The sequence below is a fragment of the Desulfovibrio intestinivivus genome, from assembly GCF_053570665.1.
The window spans coordinates 1390122-1408544 of sequence record NZ_JBRBQT010000001.1; the positions used below are offsets into that span (position 1 = coordinate 1390122).

Sequence of the window (18423 nt, forward strand, 5' to 3'; positions counted from 1 at the left end):
AACCTATTTGCGGCCCCTGGCAGGCTTGGCTGCCTTGGGCGGTTCGCGCCGGGGGCAGAAGCTCAGCATTTCACACTGGTCGCACAGGGGTTTGCGCGCATCGCACACTTCGCGCCCAAACCAGACCATGCGGTGGTTCACATCGCCCCATTCCTCGCGCGGAAAAAGTTTCATGAGGTCGCGCTCAATAGGTATGGGATCGGTTTCGTCCGTCAGCCCCAGGCGGTAGGCAATGCGTTTTACATGCGTATCAACAGCAAGCCCCTCATTGATGCCGAATGCGCCAAACAGCACAACATTAGCCGTTTTGCGGGCAACGCCGGGGATTGTGACGAGGTCTTCAATGCTTTTGGGAATTTGCCCGTCAAAAACATCACGCACACGCCGCGCTGCCCCCAGCAGGTTTTTGGCCTTGCTGTGAAAAAATCCTGTGGGCCGAATGACGCTTTCCAGTTCTTCCAGCTGGGCCTCTGCCAGGGCGGCAGGGGTGGGCCAGCGGCGGAACAGCTCCGGCGTAACGGTATTCACCCTGGCATCTGTGCACTGTGCGGCCAGCACTGTGGCTACCAGCAGTTCCCATGCATTTTGGGCGTCCAGATGGGTGCGCGGGTGTGGATAGCGTTTTTGCAGGGCGGCAAGAACGTTCCGGGCCGTTGCCTGTGGGGATGATTTTACGCTCATGTCTCTTTATGCCACAGGGAGCGCATGCCCGCAAGCAAGCGCGCTGGCGGCGAGGCGCAATCCGCCGTGATGCAATCCCTTGCCCCGTTCGGATACATATTGCACCCGTGGCTAGGGTTTGTTTTTTTTTCGGCTACGTGTAGCATGCCTATATGGAACACGAGGAAAACAGCAAGGTTTTTCTGGTCTATATGACCGCGCCCACCCAGGAGGAGGCGCTGACGCTCGCGCGCGAGCTGGTGCGTCTGCGTCTGGCCGCCGGGGTCAACATGGTGCCCGGCGCGCAGTCGGTTTACCGCTGGAAGGGCGAGGTGCACGAAGCCGGGGAATGCCTGCTTGTAGCCCAGGTGAGCGAGGCCGCATTGCCGGATTTTATGGCAAAGGCGCGCGCACTGCACAGTTATGAAGTCCCCTGTGTGGTCGCCATGCCCATTGCAGACGGCCATCAGCCTTTTTTGCGCTGGATTACAGAAAACAGTCTGCCGCCCACGGCCTGACCAACCTTCATCCGTCACGTCATCAAGAGGAAACTATGTCCATCTATGTTTCAGGATCACTGGCTTTTGACCGCATCATGACCTTCCCCGGCAGTTTTCAGGATCACATCCTGATGGACAAACTGCACATGATCAACGTGAGCTTCATGGTGGACGGCATGGATGAACGGCGCGGCGGTTGCGCGGGCAATATTGCCTATTCTCTGGCCCTGCTTGGCGAAAAGCCCACCATCGTTGCCGCCGCTGGGCGCGACTTTGGCCCTTACGCCATTGTGCTGGAAAATATGGGGCTGCCGCTGGAAGGTATCCGCCGGGCGGAAGAAATCTTTACCGCCCTGTGCTACATCACCACCGACCTCAACAGCAACCAGATCACCGGTTTTTACCCCGGCGCCATGAGCCTCCCTGCTGATTACAGCTTCCCCGCCATTGATGGGGATAAGGACATTGCCATCATCTCCCCCGGCAATGTGGAAGACATGCGTCGCCTGCCGGGATTTTACCGCGAAAAGGGCGTTCCCTATATTTTCGACCCCGGCCAGCAGTTGCCCGTGCTTACCGGCAACGATCTGCTGGCGGCCATTGAAGGCTCCTTTGCCTGCATCACCAACGACTACGAACTGAACATGATCTGCAAGGCCACGGGCAAGAGCGAGGACGAACTGGTGGGCCGCACCCTGTGGCTTGTGACCACGCTCGGCGCCGACGGCGCGCTGGTGCGCGGCGCGGACGGCACGGAAACGCGCATTCCCGCTGTACCTCCCCGTCAGATTCTCGACCCCACCGGCGCGGGCGACGCGCACCGCGCGGGCCTGCTCAAGGGCCTTCTGCACGGGCTTCCCATGCCTGAAGCCGCCAAGATCGGCTCGGTGAGCGCCAGCTTCTGCCTTGAAAAAATGGGCACGCAGGAACACGAGTATTCACCGGAAGTCTTCCGGCAGCGGTATGAATCCGTGTTTGGCCCCCTGCCCGCAGGCATTCTGGCTTAAGCGGCAGGCCGCCCTTGCGGCAGACAATTTAAACGGGCTGTACCCCGGGGGTAAACCATGCAGAACAAGCTTCCAGAGGGTATACGGGTTCTGTTTGTGGCTGGTTTTGGCCCGGTAGTGGCCGACCCTGACGCAAGCGGCAAGCTGTACAGAAAGGTGCTGGGCCTGCCCCTGCGCCATGAAGAAGGTTACGAAGGCTATTGGCATTCCCAGTGTCTGGAGGGCGTAAAACATTTCGCCCTCTGGCCGCTGGAAAAGGCCGCGCTCTCCTGCTTTGGCGAGGAGGTCTGGCCGGAGCGCCTGCCTGTGCCGCAATCCTGGCTTGAGCTTGATGTGGAAGATATTGTTTCCGCCACGCGCATTCTTGAGCAGAACGGCTATGAGCTGCTCCTCCGGCTGAAGGAAGAACCCTGGGGGCAGACCGTCACCAGATTCCTCAGCCCCGAGGGTATACTCATGGCTGTTACGCACACGCCTTTTTTGCGCGAGGCGGCTTCGGCGGAGGAAACGGCCTGAGCAGGGAGGCGGCATGTACTACATTGCGCTGGTGGTATTTGCGGGCTGCATTGTGGCCCTGCAACCGCCCATTAACGCAGCCTTGAGCCGCACGGTGGGGCTGCTGGAAAGCGGGCTTATTTCCTTTGCCATAGGCGCGGTTTTTCTGGCTGTCCCCGTGCTGCTGATGGGGCGGGGCAATGTGTTCCGCGTAATTGAAACTCCTGTCTGGCAGTGGGCTGGCGGGGTGCTGGGCGCGTTCATGGTTGTGAGCACAACCATGGCCGCGCCGCGTATTGGCGTGCTGGCTACGCTGGTCGCCATGATTTTTGGCAACCTCGTTATGGCGGCCATTATTGACCACAACGGCTGGTTCGGCCTCAATACGATTCCTTTTGACTGGCGCAGAATGCTTGGGCTGGTGTTGGTGCTGGCGGGCATTGCCCTTGTGGTGCGCCGCTGATAATGCCTGCGGCGCGCGGCAAGAGGCTGGCGTTGCAGCAAAAATAAGGGAAAGAAATGCGCGTTGATGCAGTGCGGGAGTTTTTGGCCCGTCACGGTCTTGAAGAGGCATACCGGGAGTTTGAAGTTTCAAGCGCCACAGTTGATCTGGCGGCTCAAGCCATCGGCTGCGAGCCGGGGCGCATTGCCAAGAGCCTTTCCATCAGCGTCAACGATGCGCCGATGGTGCTGGTGGTCATGGGCACGGCCCGTCTGGACAACCGCAAGTTCAAGGACGCTTTTCACGCCAAGGCCCGTTTTATCAAGCCGGAAGATCTGGAGGCCCAGGTGGGGCATCCCATGGGCGGCGTCTGCCCCTTTGCCCTGCCCGAGGGCGTTGCCGTGTATCTGGACGAAAGCCTCAGGCGCTACGATCCTGTGTACCCGGCTGCGGGCGCGCCCAATAATGCCGCCAAACTCACTCTGGCGGAGCTGGAGCGGGTCACGGGCGGCGTGTGGGTGGACGTGTGCAAGAACGAAGAATTATGATTTTTTTGTGCTGATACGCCCGTAGGATAATACTGCGTTGCGGCAGGTGCCGTGCGTGATCCTGCGGGCGGGGCGTTCATCTGCGGATTGTTGCGTCAGAGCGGCCCGGTGAGCTGATTTTTTTGCCCTACTGCCCAAAACCGCCGCGCCGTCTGTGGCAGCCGCCCACGCCGCAGCGTGTGCCGTGCCCGTCGCACAGTTCATAATCTCCGCCTTCTATGCGCAGCAGTTTGCCGTTCACCAGCGAGTCGGCCAGTTTTTTGCGCGCTTCCGCATAGATGCTCTGCACAGTGGTGCGGGCAATGCGCATTTTTTCAGCGCAGGCCTCCTGATTCATGCCCTCAAGATCAATGAGGCGCACGGCCTCATATTCGTCCACGGTCATGATGACTTCCTGCTGCACCTGCGGGGCGCTCTGCCCAAAGCCCGGCAGCGGCCCAAAGTTGCGGGTTTCCGGCAGGCAGCAGACTTTGCGCCATTTTTTTGGTCTTGGCATGCAATCCTCTTAGTGGCCGTCCGGCAATGGCGCGCACAGGATGCGCACACTGGCCGGGCGGCCTTGCTCATTCATATGCGGGCACTTTAGCCGTTATTGCCCGCTGCGTCACTGCCTGCCGCAGGGCCTGCACCGCAGCTTTCGGCCTGACCTGCGGGCCCGTTGCCCTGCTGCATACCGCGACCCATACCACGTCCCATGCCTGCTTCCTGCCCGTTCATGGCGCAGTTGCCGCCCCTGTTGCCGTGTCGTTGTCCGTGGCGGCAGCAGCGGCCTTGCCCTATGCCCTGGCCCATGCCCCGGCCCATATTCTGGCTTGTGTCCTTCCCCTGATCTGCGGTCTGGCCTGCATCGGGCATGGCTCCCATGCCGCGACCTGCCGCGCGGGCGGACTTGCCGCCGCACTTGCCCATACCGCGCCCTGTGCGCGAACCGTTGCCTTCAGGGCCTGTGTGATCAAAATTAGGCATATGATGCTCCTTGTGTTGGTGTTATTGACATATGTCATAAATAGGAGTATGTCTGTTTTTGACATATGTCAATAACAAAAAATCAGGCAAGGCCAATTTGTCTGAAAAAATGCTTCTGAAAGCAGTTCATCTTGAGAGGGCAAAAAATCATGAGTGATTGCAATCATCAGTGCGGTTCCTGCGGCGAGCAGTGCGACGAGCGCAGCGAGGGGCAGGAGGCGCAGGTGGATTTTCGCGTTAAACCGCACCCCAAAAGCCGCGTTGGCAAGGTTATAGGCATTGTCAGCGGCAAGGGCGGCGTCGGCAAGTCGCTGGTAACATCCCTGCTGGCAGTAGCCCTTACCCGGCAGGGCAAACACTGCGCCATTCTGGATGCGGACATCACTGGCCCTTCCATTCCGCGCGTGTTCGGCCTGACGGGCAAGGCCCATGTTGAGGGTGATGGCCTTGTGCCCGAGCGCAGCAAGGGCGGGGTAGACATCATGTCCATGAACCTGCTGCTGCCCGGCGATTCAGACGCCGTGCTCTGGCGTGGCCCCATCATTGCTGGAGCGGTCAAGCAGTTCTGGTCGGATGTGGTCTGGCGCGATGTGGACTACATGTTTGTGGACATGCCTCCAGGAACGGGCGATGTGCCGCTGACCGTGTTCCAGTCCCTGCCGGTGGACGGTATTGTGGTTGTGACCTCGCCGCAGGAACTGGTGAGCATGATCGTGCAGAAAGCCATTGATATGGCGCGCCAGATGGATATTCCCATCCTTGGGCTGGTGGAGAACTACTCGTACTTCAAGTGCCCGGATAACAACAAGGAATACAAAATATTTGGCGAGAGTCACATTGACGCCGTGGCCCAGCGGTACGGCCTGAAGGTGCTTGCCCGCCTGCCCATTGACCCTGCCCTTGCGCAAGCCTGTGACAAGGGCGGCATAGAGGATGTCGACCAGCACTTTATGGACGGTGCATTGGCCGTGATTTCACATATGTAGGATCGCATACAGCGTAGCGCCTGTGTGGCGTCTGTTGCGTATGGCCGCAGGGTGAGGGAGCCGTTGCACGGCTGGCCCCGCCTTGCGCCATGCGCCTTTGCTGAATACGTAAAAAAGTGAGTATCTTTACCTTTGCTGCCATGTGTGCCTATGCTTGCCCAAACCAAGGAGCAACCATGCGTACATACCAACAATTCATCAACGGCAAATTGGTTTCCCCTACAGGCTTTGCAATGATTGAAGTGGAGAACCCCTCCACAGGCAAAATAATGGCCCAGACGCCCAACGGCGGGCGTGAGGACGGGCTGGCGGCGCTTGCAGCCGCGCACAGGGCACAGGATGCCTGGGCGGCGCTTCCGGCGGTGGCACGCGCCGGATACCTTAAAAAAATGGCGGATCTTATCCGCAAGCACAGGCTGGAGCTTGGGCGCATCCTCGCCGAGGAACAGGCCAAAACCCACCCCCTGGCCCAGGTAGAAATCGACCTCACCGCCGAGTATTTTGACTACTATGCCGGATGGGCGCGCATCTACGAGGGCGAGATCATCCAGAGCGACCGCCCGCGCGAAAACATACTACTGTACCGCAAGCCCATTGGCGTTGTGGTGGGCATCTGCCCGTGGAACTTCCCCTTCTTTGTCATGGCGCGCAAGGTCGCCCCCTCGCTGCTGGTGGGCTGCACCACGGTCATCAAGCCCAGTAGTATCGCCCCGGCCACGGTCATGCATTTTGCCAGCCTGCTTACGGAACTGGATCTGCCCGCTGGCGTGGTAAACTTTGTCACGGGCGGCGGCAGCACCCTGGGCGAGGCCCTTTCTTCCAGCTCCATGACCGACATGGTCAGCCTGACAGGCAGCGTGGAGGCCGGACAACGCATCATTGCCGCTGGCGCGCAGAACATCACCAAGGTTTCGCTGGAACTGGGCGGCAAAGCCCCGGCCATTGTCTGCGCCGATGCGGATATGGATCTGGCGGTCAAGGCCGTTACGGCCTCGCGCACGGTGTTCAGCGGGCAGGTGTGCAACTGCGCGGAACGCCTCTATGTGCACGAAAGCGTGGCCGACATGTTCGCCGAAAAACTGGCGGCTGCCTTTGCCGCAGTGCGGCTGGGCAATCCTTTTGACGATCCGGCCCCGGACATGTGCAGCCAGATCAGCGCCGAGCATCTTGAAAAGATCAGCGGCATGGTCAAGCGCGCGGAAGCGGACGGCGCGGAAGCCGTTGTCGGCGGCGCGCCCGCAGACCGCGATTCCGGCTACTTCTATACGCCCACCTTGCTGCGCAACTGCCGCCAGGACATGGAAATCGTGCGTAACGAAGTGTTTGGCCCTGTGCTGCCCATGATGACCTTCCACGATCTGGATGAAGCCCTGGCCCTTGCCAACGACTGCGACTACGGCCTGACGTCCTCCATCTACACCACCAACGTATCCACGGCCATGGAAGCGGTGAACCGCCTGAAGTTTGGCGAGACCTACGTGAACCGCGAAAACTTCGAGGCCATGCAGGGCTTCCACGCCGGCTGGCGCAAGTCGGGCATTGGCGGCGCGGACGGCAAGCACGGCCTCATGGAATACCTCCAGACTCATGTGGCCTATATTCAATATTAGCGAGTAATTGCAGACATGCTGAAATAGACGAGGCCCCTCACTGAGGGGCCTCGTCTATTTCATATCAGGGGGCGGCTTGCTTACTTGGTAAACAGAATCAGCGCCACCATCTTGAGATCCGTGGAGCCGGTATTGAGCAGGGCGTGGCTTTCGCCATCGTTGCACACGGTCACGTCGCCGGCTTTGACAGGGGCTTCAACGCCGTTGTCGTTGTACATGCCTTCGCCTTCAAGGATATAGTATATCTCGATTTCGCCGTTGTGTTTGTGGTTGCCCACGGCACAGCCGGGCTTGAGAGTGCCGATGTTGAAGAGGCGGCCTTTGCCAGCCAGCCCGTTCTCATTGACGATCTTGGTAAAGTGGACGGCGCCCGGCCCGCCAAAAAGTTCCTTTTCAAAGCATTCCAGAGCGTCAGCGCGGTTGATCATGGTGTTCTCCTGTGGTTCGGGCGCGGATGCGCCGGTTAAAACTGGGCTGCAAGAGCGCGTTTCCTTGTTTTGCAAGGCCCGCCCGCAATGCCCGCGTGATAACCGGGCATTGCTGCGGCGATCATTCGCGCGGTAGGCGCTTAGTTGGTGTTCTCGTCATCGTCCCCGTCATCGGGGGCGGCGGCTGGCGCATTTTTGGCGTCCGGCTTGCCCTTGGCACCGGCAGGCAGAACCTTGCGCGGACGGCGCGGCGCGCGTCTTTTGCTTGCGCGCGGCTCTGTCGGCGGTTGAAGCGCCCTTGTGAGCGGCGGCAGTTCCTTGATGTTCACATCAAGCTGCGGGAAGGCGATTTCAATGCTCTGTTCGCGGAATTCGCGCTCGATTTCCACGCGGATGTCCGAAGCTGTGGAAACAGATACGTCATAATCCCGCACCCAGAACTTCAGGCTGAAATCAAGCGTGCTGGCTCCAAAATCCACAAAGGCCACGCTCGGCGGGGGATATTTGAGCACGTTGCTGTTGGCGTTGGCCGTGGCCAGCAGGATTTTCATCACCGCATTGGCATCTGAGCCATAGGCCACGCCGATCTTGATTTCCCTGCGCACGGTGCGGCTGTTGCGCGTCCAGTTGATAAGGCGGCTGGCCACAAATTCCGAGTTGGGGACAATGATCAGGGCATTGTCAAAGGTTTCCACCATGGTAGCGCGCACGCTGATCTTGCGCACGCGGCCCTGAGTGCCGCCCACTTCCACCACATCGCCCGCCTGGAGGGTGCGGCTGAAGATCAGTATCAGACCCGACAGGAAGTTGTTGACGATGGTCTGCATGCCGAAACCGATACCGACAGAAAGACCACCGGCTACCATGGCAAGGTTGCTCAGTTCCATGCCTACGGCGCGCAGGGCGAACAGGCCGAAGCAGCACCACAGCGCATAGGTAAAGGCCGTCTGCATGGGAGGAATGAGCGTGGCGTCGATAGCCAGCCCCTGTTTGGGCAGTCGCGCCAGAAAGCGCGAACCCATGGCAACGGCCGTGCGCGTGAGGTAGAACATGGTGATGATAAGCAGCAGGTGCACAACATTGAACTGCGTTGCGCCCACATTGACGCCGCGCAGAACATAATGCTGGAGCAGGTACATGCCGCCGGGCAATGTGCCAACCCACTGCGAAACCCCCACAAAGGCCGCAACCAGCACCACAGGGGCGGAGAGCGCCACGGCAAGGTGAGCAAGGGCTGCGCGCACGCCTTCCTGAGGCAGCTTGTCGTTGAGGCTGCTGACAAGAGACATGCCGCCCATGCAGAGTTGCAGGGCCAGCGAGCAGGAAACAAAGAGCAGGTACAGCACCATGCTGTAGATGTGCAGCCCGGCCAGGGTCAGCACAAGGCATATCCACAGCACGATGGGTTCGCATTCAAGCACGCTGGTTTCCACATGCATGGGGCCAAGATCAAGCTTGGGCCGGCGGTGCTGCCGCACAATGGAAATGATGACGATGCACAGCCAGATAACCAGCACCAGAGGCTTGGTCAGCGGCAGATAAAGCAGCACGTATGAGCACAGCGTTGGCTGAATGAGTATCCAGAAGGGCGGCTTTTGGCGGGGCACCTCGGGGTATTTCAGCAGGCGCAGGTCCCATGCCAGATGGATCTGGGCCACAATGAGGCACAGGTTGCCCAGGGCCAGAAACAGGCGAAAGAACTCGCCGGATGCGGACATGGAACTGCCAAGAAATGCCAGCCCCACGCACAGCCAGGGCAGACTGACGCGGAAAACATGCCGCAGGGTGCTGTTTTCGTCCTTGTCCTGCGCGGCCCAGCGGCGGTACAGCAACACGGTGAGCACGCCGGTAAGCAGCAGTCCGAGGATAAAGCGCAGCACTGCTGTGCCCCAGCGTTCAAGCGTGACGGGAACTTCCACAGGCAGGCGCAGGATCATGCCCTGAACCGAATAGTGCATCTGCCGCCCAAAGTCGGCCCATGCATCGGGGCTGAGCCAGGGCACCGGGCTTTGCAGATAATAGTTCTTCCATAGCAGGGGGATCTGGGTGTTGATCTCTTCCTGCATTTTTTCCAGCCGTTTGATAAGCGCCAGAGCAGGAGCAAGGGCCGAGTCGTACTGCGCCAGCACGGCTGTAAGGCGCAAACGGGTAAGAGCCAGCGTTTTGCCGTATTCCTGCATTTCAGGGCTAAGACTGCCATCGTGCAGGTCTTCAGGCATGCTGTCGGCCAGATAGCCCACGCGTTCCAGCAGGGCCTGGGCTTCGGTGCGCGCAACCAGCACAGGGTCAAGCACCTTGCGCAGATCAAGCACCGTGGCCGTGATGCGGCGGCTGACAGCTTCAACGGGGTTGGGCCAGTTTTTATACGTATTGAGCAGCACCAGCAGGCGGCGCGCTTCTTCCATAAAGGGCTGAACCTTCTGGCTCAGATTGGTTGACCGCTGGGCAAAGGTATCACCCATGGCCGTGGCCTTCTGGGTGATTTCATCGAGCATGGCCTTTTGCCCGCTCCAGACCATCTCCCAGGGATCGCGCAGGGGCAGGGTGGCGATGGCGGGTTCTTCGTTGGTGTCAACCTTGCCCTCAGCCTTGTCGCCAGCCTTTGGGTCGGCTTTTGCGTCGGCCTTGGCATCGGCTTTTGCGTCAGCCTTGGCGTCTGCTTTTGCATCAGCTTTTGCATCGGTTTTGGCGGCGGGCTTGTCGGCCTTGTCAGGTTTGTCTGCTTTGTCAGGCTTGTCAGCCTTGTCGCCCTTGGGGGCGTCCTGTTTGGCGGCATCGGGTTTGGCAGTATCAGGCTTGGCAGTGTCTGCCTTGGGGGAATCCTGCTTGGCGGCGGGGGTCGGTTCCGCCGCAAATACGGCGGGAGAGGCCAGGGCACAGCACAGGGTCAATAAAAGGGCGGTTATCAGCAATTTGGGTGCGTGCATGGAATCCTCAGATTACAGTCGGTTGTCCCTGAAGGTGGATGCCCTTCCATACGTCAAGAAAGGCCGTTTGAAAAGGCCGCGGTCTTTACAAGGGGCCGGACGGGCGGCATAGTCCGGGCATGGAAAACGGCATCAATACCCCGCCTGCCGGGCTGGAAAACAGCCCTGTCGCCGCCCCGGCTTCACTGCCCGTGGCCTTGTTGCAGCAAGAGGATTACCATGATCCCGGCTTGGTCAGGGCTGTGGGCGACGTCATGGACGCCGCCCGCCTGACGGAACTTTGCCCCCTGCGCCCCGGTGCGCGCGTACTGGTAAAGCCCAACCTTTTGCTGGCAAAGCCCCTTGCTTGCGCTTCGCCGCAGGTTGTGGCCGCCGTATGCGCCTGGCTTATGGATCACGGGGCGCGGGTGCGTGTTGCGGATTCGCCGGGTTTTGGACGTGCGGCCTCCGTGGCCCGGGCTGTGGGGCTTGAGGCGGCTTTGCGCCCTCTGGGGCTTGAAGTTGAAGAGATCGGCCCTGCGGAGCCGGTGCCTCTGCCCCTTGAGGGCGAAGCGGCGCAAAAGGCTGGTTTGCAGGCGGGCGGATCGCGCTTTCATGTGGCGCGTCTGGCGCTTGAGAGCGATTTTATTGTGTCGGTTCCCCGGGTCAAGGCCCATGCGCAGATGCTGGTGACGCTCTCCGTCAAAAACTGTTTTGGTTGCGTGCGCGGCCTGCACAAGGCTTTTGCCCACGCCCGCGAGGGGCGCGACCCCCTGTTTTTTGCCGACTGCCTTGCGGCGTTGTGGGCGGCCTTGCCCCCTGTTGCCGCAGTTGCGGACGGCGTTACGGCCATGCACGTTACAGGGCCGAGCAACGGCAGCCCTTATGCACTGGGCGTGGTCGGGGCCAGCGCCTCTGCCGTGGCGCTGGACGAAGCGCTGTATGCCGTATTGGGCCTTGCGCCGCAGGATGTGCCTCTGGGTGCGGCCCTGTGCCGCCGCCAGGCCTGGGGCAGCGCCCCGGCAGAAGGGTATGACGGCATTGGGGCTGTCTTTCCCCTGCGAAGCCCCGGGGATTTTTCATCCGAAGGATTTCAGTTGCCAGCGGAGCTTTCGCACACGTCCTTTCATCCTGCCCGCTTTGTACACAGTTGTTTTCGCCGCATTGTTGCGGCGTTCAGAAAATAGCCGCCAAGGAGCCTCATATGCCCAGAATCCTGCCTGGAGAAACGGATATTTATGCCATCACGGATGCCGGTCTTTCACTGGGAAGGCCGCTTGAAGAAGTTGTTTCCGCCCTTATGGGGGCAGGCGTGCGCATTTTGCAATATCGCGAAAAAAAGCTGAAATCCGGTGCCATGCTGGAGGAATGCCGCCTGTTGCGGCGGCTGACCAAGGAGGCCGGAGCCTGCTTTATCGTCAACGACCACGTGGATATCGCCATGCTGGTGCAGGCCGACGGCGTGCATGTGGGGCAGGAGGATTTGCCTGTCCCCGACGTGCGCAGCCTTGTGGGGCCGGAAATGATCATCGGCCTTTCCACCCATCTGCCGGAACAGGCACGGGAAGCCCGCAGCCTTGGCGCGGACTACATTGGCGTGGGGCCGATCTTTGCCACCAACACCAAGGAAGACGTGGTTGATCCCGTTGGGTACGAGTATCTGGATTGGGTCGCCCGCAATGGGGATTTGCCCTTTGTGGCCATTGGCGGCATCAAGCGGCATAACATTGCGGAAGTCGCGCGGCACGGCGCGCGCTGCTGCTCGCTTGTGAGCGAACTGGTCGGCGCGCCCGACATCCGTACCAGAGTGGAAGATGTGCGCAAGGCCATGCGTGAAGGCATGGTGGGGTAGGGCCTGTTTCTAAATAATTCTTTTGGCCGATCACTGCGTCATCCAGCATTTTTTACTCCAGTCATGGACAAAAAGCGCTGCTGTCTTTATCCGTAGATTCCTGCGTCGCAACGGCTAAAGCGAGTCCACTCCTGTCGTAAAAAACACTGTTTTCCTTGTCCTCGGCGCAAAATCTTTTATTTAGAAACAGCCCCTAGATGTAATATTCCAATAGGTTGTTCACCCTCCATAAATCGGTAAAGCTGTTGTTACCAGACAACAACAAACCGAGTGAAGGGAAGGGTGAACAACGTGTTGACACTCTACACCTGGAGCGGGCCAGCCCCAAAAAAGGTGGCGGCACACGCTGTTGCGTATGCCGCCATCTATGATTCAGAACGCATGGTGTGCTATTGCAGCGCCTGGCCCACTGCCCTGTGGTAGCCGCGCATGCGGCGACTTTCGAGGCGTGAGCGTTGCAGCTGCGACCTGATTTCGCTGTGCGCCCTGGTGGCAAGTTCCGTCAGTTGATCCTGCACACGGGCCAGTTCAATCAGGTGAGTTTTGTACTGGTCGGCCTGGCTGTCTTCCAGCATGTGCCATGCCATGCTGGTCACTTCGCCCCGCCTTTCGGCAAGCTCGACCGCCCTGTCGTATGCGCCGTCTTCCAGTGCCGCCATTTCCAGGCGGGCAAGATTCAGCGCTTCATCAAGAAGGCATACTCCCTGATTCATGCAAGCTCCTGAGGCCTATTGGGCCATGTGTTCGGCAACCTGCTTGTGCAGAATCTCGCTGGTGGCGCGCCAATCGTCGCAAAGCGGGATGAATTCATATTCAAGCAGGTCTGCCAGAAGAATCCAGTCTTCGTTTTCCAGCACGTCGCCCATTTCAGAAAGCAGGCTGGAAAATTTTTCGGTTTTTTCGGCAAAATCGGGCAGAGCACCATCTGTGTAGTTGGTGCGCAGTTCGCCCAGCATGCCCATGAAGTCGCGGGTCACGTCCAGCAGATCCTGAAAAAGTTCCAGGGCGTCCGTGTCAGAGGCGGCGCGGAATAACCGGGCCACTTCGCGCGAGCCGTGGGCCATCATCTGGGCGACCTTGCCCAATTCGGCGGACATATCCACAGCCATTTCAGCCATGGGCACGGAGCGCACCTCAATGGAAGAAATTTCGGAGCAGGCGATGTCTTCGGCCTGATGCGGATAGATCTCGGAAAACGCTTCGTTGTTTACCAGAACGTCCGTTACCACGCGGTTGACCATCTGGTCTTCCAGCATTACATCCTTGAGCAGTTCTTCAAGGTTGGCAAAGGCAGAAATACTTTTTTCGCTTTGTGAGCCGTCTATGATTATCATTCCAGTTCCCTCCTCTCCCCACAGGGAAGATTTTACCGTAATGTGTTCTGAGTATGTTTAAGCAAATGACGTGCCATCGGTAAATTTATGACGCCAGATAACGAAATGCGCGCCAAGCTGGGCAGTAAGCTCCAGCAGGTCGTCCAGCCGGTCGCCGCGTTCCTGGCGCAGTTCACGCCAGAAGGCTCCCAATGAGCGCAGCTCGGGGCAGGCGTCAAAAACTGTTTGCAGGCGTTCGCAATTACGCAAAAACAATTGCCCTGCCTTGGGGCTCTTGCCCAGCAGTTGCCCTTGTTGCGTAAGCATTTCAAAAAGTTGTGCGGCCTGCTCCAGCGATGCCGCCATGCGTTGCGCAAATCCGGCAGAAAACGCGGCAGCCGGGCCGTCCGCATGTGCTGTGCCGTGCGCAGATGCTGAAGGGGCATTTTCTTCAGACAGCCTGGTATCCGCGCTCTGTTGCTCCACAGCTGCGGGCCGGGCGGCATCGTCCAGTTCGTCAAGTATCTGACGCCAGAAAATCCGCTGCTGCGCAAGCCATAGGCTGCGATCTTCGGCGGCGTGCCTCGTAAGGCAGCGCACGGTCATAAATCCCTTGTCGTCCTGCTCCGTCAGCCATACGCGGGCCTCGTGCCCCACAAGGTCGAGTGGGGCGGCATCCCAGCGGCCAGCGTCAAGCCACGACAGAGCGAGGGATTCCACGCTCCTGGGGCTGACATGCGTCACACACGCCAGATTATTGGGGCAGGGGCGGCCAAAGGGGCAGGGATGGCAGGGCAGGGCAGGTTCCAGACAGCAGCATCCGGGCAGATAGGGGCCAGTGTCGCAGGGCTGGGCCGTGGCAAGGAATATGGCCAGGCAGGGCACCCCAAGGCCAGCAGCTAGATGCATGGTGCCGGTATCGTTGGTAAACAACAATTTTGACCGGCGCAGCAAAGCCGCCAGTTGGGTAAGATTGGTCTTGCCCACGGCATCCACCCAATGGCTTTGGGCAGCCTGAGCATAGGCCTCGGCCAGCGGGCGTTCGGCAGGTGAGCCAAGCAGCACCGGGCAGAGCTTACGCTCGCGCCACAGCTGGTCGCCCACCTCGGCAAAAAAATGTGCGGGCCACTGCCGCCGTGCTTCACTTGCGCCCAACTGCATGGCCACAAAACCGCATGTCTCTGGCGGAACTCCGGCAAGCAGGGCATCCGCTGCATCCTGGGCTTCCTGGGGCGGATCGGCCAGCCTTTGGCGAGTCTGCACGGCTGCGGCTGCTGGTGTGTGCGGCGCGCCCACCATGCGGAACATATCCGCAATATTGAAGGGAGCGCTCAGACGGTTTGTAGCGCCGCTGTTCAGGAATGTGGACCAGATGCCCCTGTTCTGCCCAAAACCGTGCGCGTCAAGGCAGAAACCGCGAATTTCGGCCTGCCCGTCAGCCTGCCCGCCAGCCAGCAAGCCTGTGAGCAGCCGCGCAGGCAGGGTGGTAGTCAGGTTGACAACGCAGCCGGGCCTTGCCTCGCTCCTGACGGCGCGGGCAAATTCCAGCAGAAGGGCCGTTGCGATGCGCCAATCCTTGTCCATGTCGGCCATGAGCCGCGCGCCGGGCAGGGGCCAGGTGCGCTCCACATGGCGCAGCAGGGGCTGGGCGCTGGAGAAATTGTCCAGACACACCAGATGCACTGTCTGGCCCTGACGATGCAGATCCTCAATGAGGGGCTGGCATTGCAGCAGGTCGCCAAATCGCGTCAGGTTGATGACCAGTGTGGTGCCTGAGCGGTCATCCGCAGAGCTGGTGGTCTCCATTGCTTGGCCGCCTTATGCCAGCGCCGAGGTTTTGCCGCCGTTCAGAAGGTTCAGGGCCAGAGCCTTTTCCTGCTTGAATCGGTTGGCCACGGCTGCCTGAATATTGCTGTCGGAAGATCCAAACTGCCCCACGCGTATGTTGTACACGTTGTTGATGAGGTTGCGTTCATAGGCCGCATCGGTCGGCTTGCCGCTCATGGCGTGCGCCCGCTCGAAAATGCGGGCCGCGCCCGCAGGGCCGTGCTGCACGGATGTGCTCCAGATAACCTCGCGCATGGCTGTGGAAACCTTGTCGGGGTTCAGTCCGATGCGTTGCGCAATGGAATCCAGTGCGGGTTTGTAATGGCTCTGACGCACAAAGGCCTCCTGAAGATCCTCAAAACGCTCGGGCTGTTCGCTGGCGATGGCGCGCCAGGTGTCGGGCATGGCGCCCTTGCGGCTGCCCGTGTTGCCGGGGCCTGAGGAGCGCAGGCGTTTGGAAAGATCCGGGGCTTCCGTATCCAGAAAATCCAGAAAATCCTTCAGGCTGCCCGCGCGTGACGATACCTGATACTTGCCGTAAGAGGTGCCGCCGTTGCGGTCATAGCCCACGGCGGCAATGCCGTCGCTGCCAGACTCAAAGCGGGCTGAAAGCTGACCGAGCTCCATGTCCTCGACCTTATGCGAGGCCTTGGTGCGGGCCTGAGCCTGGGGCTGGGTGCGCGAATGGACAAAATCGCCCATGCTGAGCCCCTTGACGCGGTTGTCCATGGCGCTGGTCATGGAGCGCAGATGCCGGGCAGTACCCATGCTGCGGGCAAGATCAAGGGTGGAGTTGCCGCCGGATACTGTCTGCATGAGGCTGTCAATGGCCTTGGTCTGCCGCATGTCGGTTTCTGCCTTGCTGAATACCTGAGTGCGGGCAAGATCGCTTGGCGAGCGCCCTGCCAGTATCATGCCCTGCTGCCCCATGTTCCCGGCCAGGGCCATGCCTGTGCGCTGCGTTTCGGCAGTGCTGGCGTTTTCCGCATTGGTGGTCTGGCCGCTCATGATGTTGGCAAAGGACGCGGGGTTTCCGGCCTGCGCAGGCGCAGTGCGGCGTGGAGCGCCCGCCTGGGCCTTTTGTGCATCAGATGGGGGGCGGATCAGAAAATTGGAAAGTGCCATGTGTTCCTCCTGCGGGGCTGAGGCTCCGCGTTGAGGAAAAAGCAAGTACAGTGCCAACTCTGGATATGCGCGGGTAAAACGACAGGTTATATTTTGCGGATCGGGCCTGCGCCGGAATGCTGACGCTGGCGCAGGAACCCTTCAGGGCCGCCGTCAATAACAAGGGCAACCGACGCTGTCGGTTGCCCTTGGGAAAGACAATGGGGTGGGAGTCAGGCCGGGTCTTCCGCGCGGAAGCAGCTACTGCTTTGCGGGTTGGGTTGGTGCTTCTTCGGTGTTGGCGCGGTGAACGGAAGTCGCCAGTTCCTTGGCAAGGGTTTCGGCAAAGACCGGGGGCATGCCCGCGCCCGTCTTGAATTCCTGATGGACGAGCAAGGCAATGCGCATCTGGCTGCTGCCAACGGCATTGCGTTTGCCAATGTTTTTGAGGTTTGTGCGGCGGGAACCCTGAGTGCTGGGGACATGGCGCTGCACCAGCAATACATCCGCCACCATGGCGGTGCCGCCTTTGCCGCTCAGTTGCGAGGGGGCGTCATACCCTGCAGTCACCACCTGACGGGCGGTTTCCGGTGCGGTCGTCCCGGCAGCAAGCACGACTATCTGGAGGATGTAGCCAGCTTCGCTGGGGTTTGGCACTACCGTGTAGCCCTGGCGTTGCAGCCATGTTTCCACCTGGGTGCGCAGGCCGAAAATCTTGTTGGTATTGTCGCGCACGTTGACATAAACCGCCGGATGGATGTTCACATCGGCTTCCGGCTCCTCAATCTGGCCCTGGCGCAGCACTTCCACACGTGCGGCGTCCGCCGATTGGCGCACGCAGCCGCACAGGGAGGCAAAGGCCAGGCACAGCATCAGAATATAGCGGATAAAGGACATACTGCTCCTTTGAGATGCCGCCGCCAAAAAAGGCGCGGATCTGAGTTGTATTCGGGGGGAGATAGTATTTGCGCCCAGCCTCGCAGGGCGAGGGCTGGAATGCGGATAGCGTTGGCGCGAAATCAGGAGCGCAGCGACTCGAGAATCTTTCGGCTTAATGTGTCCTCTAGGGCTGGCAGGATTTCCTCCTTGCCCATGTTGGCTCCCTCAGCGCGCACCGTGGTGCGGTGCATGTCCGCATCTGACGGTTCCCGTCCGTTGCGGCCCACGCCTACAAGAGCTTTCATTCCCCATATTTTGCTTTTGCCGGAACTGTCCAGCAGGGCCACGCCCAGGCCAAGGGCTGCTCCGGCGCCGGCCCCCCAGGCTGCCCCGCTTCTGCCGCCGGTTGTGCCGCCAAGCAGCACGCCCAGCATGGCTCCGGTGGCGGTTGAACCCAGGGCATGCCCTGCGCTCACAGGCGCGTTGCGCGAACCCAGAGGGTATATGTCCTCCACCTTCACGCGTATGAGCAGGTCTGCCTTTTGCGCCGAATCGGCGGGGGTCAGATCTTTTTCGCTCTGTAAATAACTCGTGAGCATGGATTCAAAGTCGGCGTTAAACGAGGCGTCGCCGCCGCTCACTGTCACGTGCACGGTCTGCCCTTTGCGCACCTGCACACTTTGCAGCGGCGCATCAGAAACGTCTGCATCTCTGCCTGGCTGCGTTCCGGAATCTGCGGCAGGCGGGGTGCCCGGCTGCTCCTGATGCGTGGCGCAACCCGCGCCAAAAGCAAACAGGGTCAGCAGGCACAGAGCCGCAAAAAAGTTACGTGGCAGAAAACAGATTGGCATATGCTTCCTTGCAATTTTGAACGACACTATCATAAATAGCGCAGATTGG

The 18423-nt window shown here is 60.1% G+C and carries 20 protein-coding genes; 9 read left to right on the plus strand and 11 right to left on the minus strand.

From position 1 onward, the window contains the following. Positions 1–3 precede the first annotated feature (3 nt). Positions 4–681, minus strand: coding sequence for an endonuclease III (gene nth, locus ACUZ9P_RS05925; protein ID WP_449249020.1), 678 nt, complete (start codon positions 679–681; stop codon positions 4–6). Positions 682–833: 152 nt separating this feature from the next. Here nth and cutA point away from each other — a divergent pair, with 152 nt between their 5' ends. From cutA to ACUZ9P_RS05950, 5 genes are read left to right on the plus strand one after another with little or no spacing between them, the layout of a single operon-like run. After that, positions 834–1178, plus strand: coding sequence for a divalent-cation tolerance protein CutA (cutA, locus tag ACUZ9P_RS05930; RefSeq protein WP_449249021.1), 345 nt, complete (start codon positions 834–836; stop codon positions 1176–1178). Positions 1179–1213: 35 nt separating this feature from the next. Next, the gene (locus ACUZ9P_RS05935) at positions 1214–2167 is read left to right on the plus strand and encodes a carbohydrate kinase family protein (RefSeq protein ID WP_449249022.1); all 954 of its coding nucleotides are present in this window, start codon (positions 1214–1216) and stop codon (positions 2165–2167) included. Positions 2168–2224: 57 nt separating this feature from the next. After that, positions 2225–2683: a VOC family protein gene (locus ACUZ9P_RS05940; protein WP_298995271.1), complete on the plus strand. Its 459-nt coding sequence runs from the start codon at positions 2225–2227 to the stop codon at positions 2681–2683. A gap of 13 nt (positions 2684–2696) precedes the next feature. Beyond that, entirely contained in the window at positions 2697–3125 is a 429-nt protein-coding gene (locus ACUZ9P_RS05945) for a DMT family transporter (protein WP_298995268.1), read from the plus strand. 56 nt (positions 3126–3181) lie between these two features. Continuing rightward, a complete protein-coding gene (locus ACUZ9P_RS05950; RefSeq protein WP_449249023.1) occupies positions 3182–3652 on the plus strand; it encodes a YbaK/EbsC family protein in 471 nt (156 codons plus the stop codon). 127 nt (positions 3653–3779) lie between these two features. Here the strand turns inward: ACUZ9P_RS05950 and ACUZ9P_RS05955 are convergent, their stop codons facing one another. Both ACUZ9P_RS05955 and ACUZ9P_RS05960 read right to left on the minus strand, forming a co-directional pair. Next, entirely contained in the window at positions 3780–4148 is a 369-nt protein-coding gene (locus ACUZ9P_RS05955) for a DUF134 domain-containing protein (RefSeq protein ID WP_449249024.1), read from the minus strand. A gap of 86 nt (positions 4149–4234) precedes the next feature. Next, positions 4235–4618, minus strand: a complete 384-nt coding sequence (locus ACUZ9P_RS05960; protein ID WP_449249025.1) for a DUF5320 domain-containing protein — start codon at positions 4616–4618, stop codon at positions 4235–4237. Between the two features lie 149 nt (positions 4619–4767). Between ACUZ9P_RS05960 and ACUZ9P_RS05965 the strand changes: the two genes are divergently transcribed. After that, positions 4768–5604 carry a P-loop NTPase gene (locus ACUZ9P_RS05965; protein WP_449249026.1) on the plus strand — a complete coding sequence of 279 codons (837 nt, stop codon included), beginning with the start codon at positions 4768–4770 and terminating at the stop codon, positions 5602–5604. Positions 5605–5780: 176 nt separating this feature from the next. Further along, positions 5781–7214 (plus strand): aldehyde dehydrogenase, encoded by a 1434-nt coding sequence (aldA, locus tag ACUZ9P_RS05970; RefSeq protein WP_449249027.1) that lies wholly within the window; start codon positions 5781–5783, stop codon positions 7212–7214. Between the two features lie 80 nt (positions 7215–7294). On the opposite strand, the gene ACUZ9P_RS05975 is transcribed toward aldA, so the two are convergent. Next, on the minus strand, positions 7295–7642 hold the full coding sequence (locus ACUZ9P_RS05975) for a cupin domain-containing protein (protein WP_240823585.1): 348 nt from the start codon (positions 7640–7642) through the stop codon (positions 7295–7297). A gap of 140 nt (positions 7643–7782) precedes the next feature. Then, on the minus strand, positions 7783–10569 hold the full coding sequence (locus ACUZ9P_RS05980) for a mechanosensitive ion channel family protein (protein ID WP_449249028.1): 2787 nt from the start codon (positions 10567–10569) through the stop codon (positions 7783–7785). Positions 10570–10688: 119 nt separating this feature from the next. Here ACUZ9P_RS05980 and ACUZ9P_RS05985 point away from each other — a divergent pair, with 119 nt between their 5' ends. Beyond that, on the plus strand, positions 10689–11735 hold the full coding sequence (locus ACUZ9P_RS05985) for a DUF362 domain-containing protein (protein ID WP_449249029.1): 1047 nt from the start codon (positions 10689–10691) through the stop codon (positions 11733–11735). Positions 11736–11752: 17 nt separating this feature from the next. Next, a complete protein-coding gene (thiE, locus tag ACUZ9P_RS05990; RefSeq protein WP_449249030.1) occupies positions 11753–12400 on the plus strand; it encodes a thiamine phosphate synthase in 648 nt (215 codons plus the stop codon). A 389-nt stretch (positions 12401–12789) separates the two neighbouring features. Here the strand turns inward: thiE and ACUZ9P_RS05995 are convergent, their stop codons facing one another. From ACUZ9P_RS05995 to ACUZ9P_RS06020, 6 genes are all read right to left on the minus strand, one after another. Next, the gene (locus ACUZ9P_RS05995; protein ID WP_298995235.1) at positions 12790–13113 is read right to left on the minus strand and encodes a hypothetical protein; all 324 of its coding nucleotides are present in this window, start codon (positions 13111–13113) and stop codon (positions 12790–12792) included. Between the two features lie 15 nt (positions 13114–13128). Beyond that, complete coding sequence (locus ACUZ9P_RS06000; RefSeq protein ID WP_449249031.1) at positions 13129–13734, minus strand: hypothetical protein; 606 nt, start codon at positions 13732–13734, stop codon at positions 13129–13131. 57 nt (positions 13735–13791) lie between these two features. After that, positions 13792–15519, minus strand: a complete 1728-nt coding sequence (locus tag ACUZ9P_RS06005) for a glycosyltransferase family 9 protein (protein WP_449249032.1) — start codon at positions 15517–15519, stop codon at positions 13792–13794. Between the two features lie 12 nt (positions 15520–15531). After that, on the minus strand, positions 15532–16665 hold the full coding sequence (locus ACUZ9P_RS06010; RefSeq protein ID WP_449249033.1) for a VgrG-related protein: 1134 nt from the start codon (positions 16663–16665) through the stop codon (positions 15532–15534). A gap of 240 nt (positions 16666–16905) precedes the next feature. Then, entirely contained in the window at positions 16906–17541 is a 636-nt protein-coding gene (gene traT, locus ACUZ9P_RS06015; protein ID WP_449249034.1) for a complement resistance protein TraT, read from the minus strand. A gap of 122 nt (positions 17542–17663) precedes the next feature. Beyond that, the gene (locus tag ACUZ9P_RS06020; protein WP_449249035.1) at positions 17664–18374 is read right to left on the minus strand and encodes a hypothetical protein; all 711 of its coding nucleotides are present in this window, start codon (positions 18372–18374) and stop codon (positions 17664–17666) included. Positions 18375–18423 lie beyond the last annotated feature (49 nt).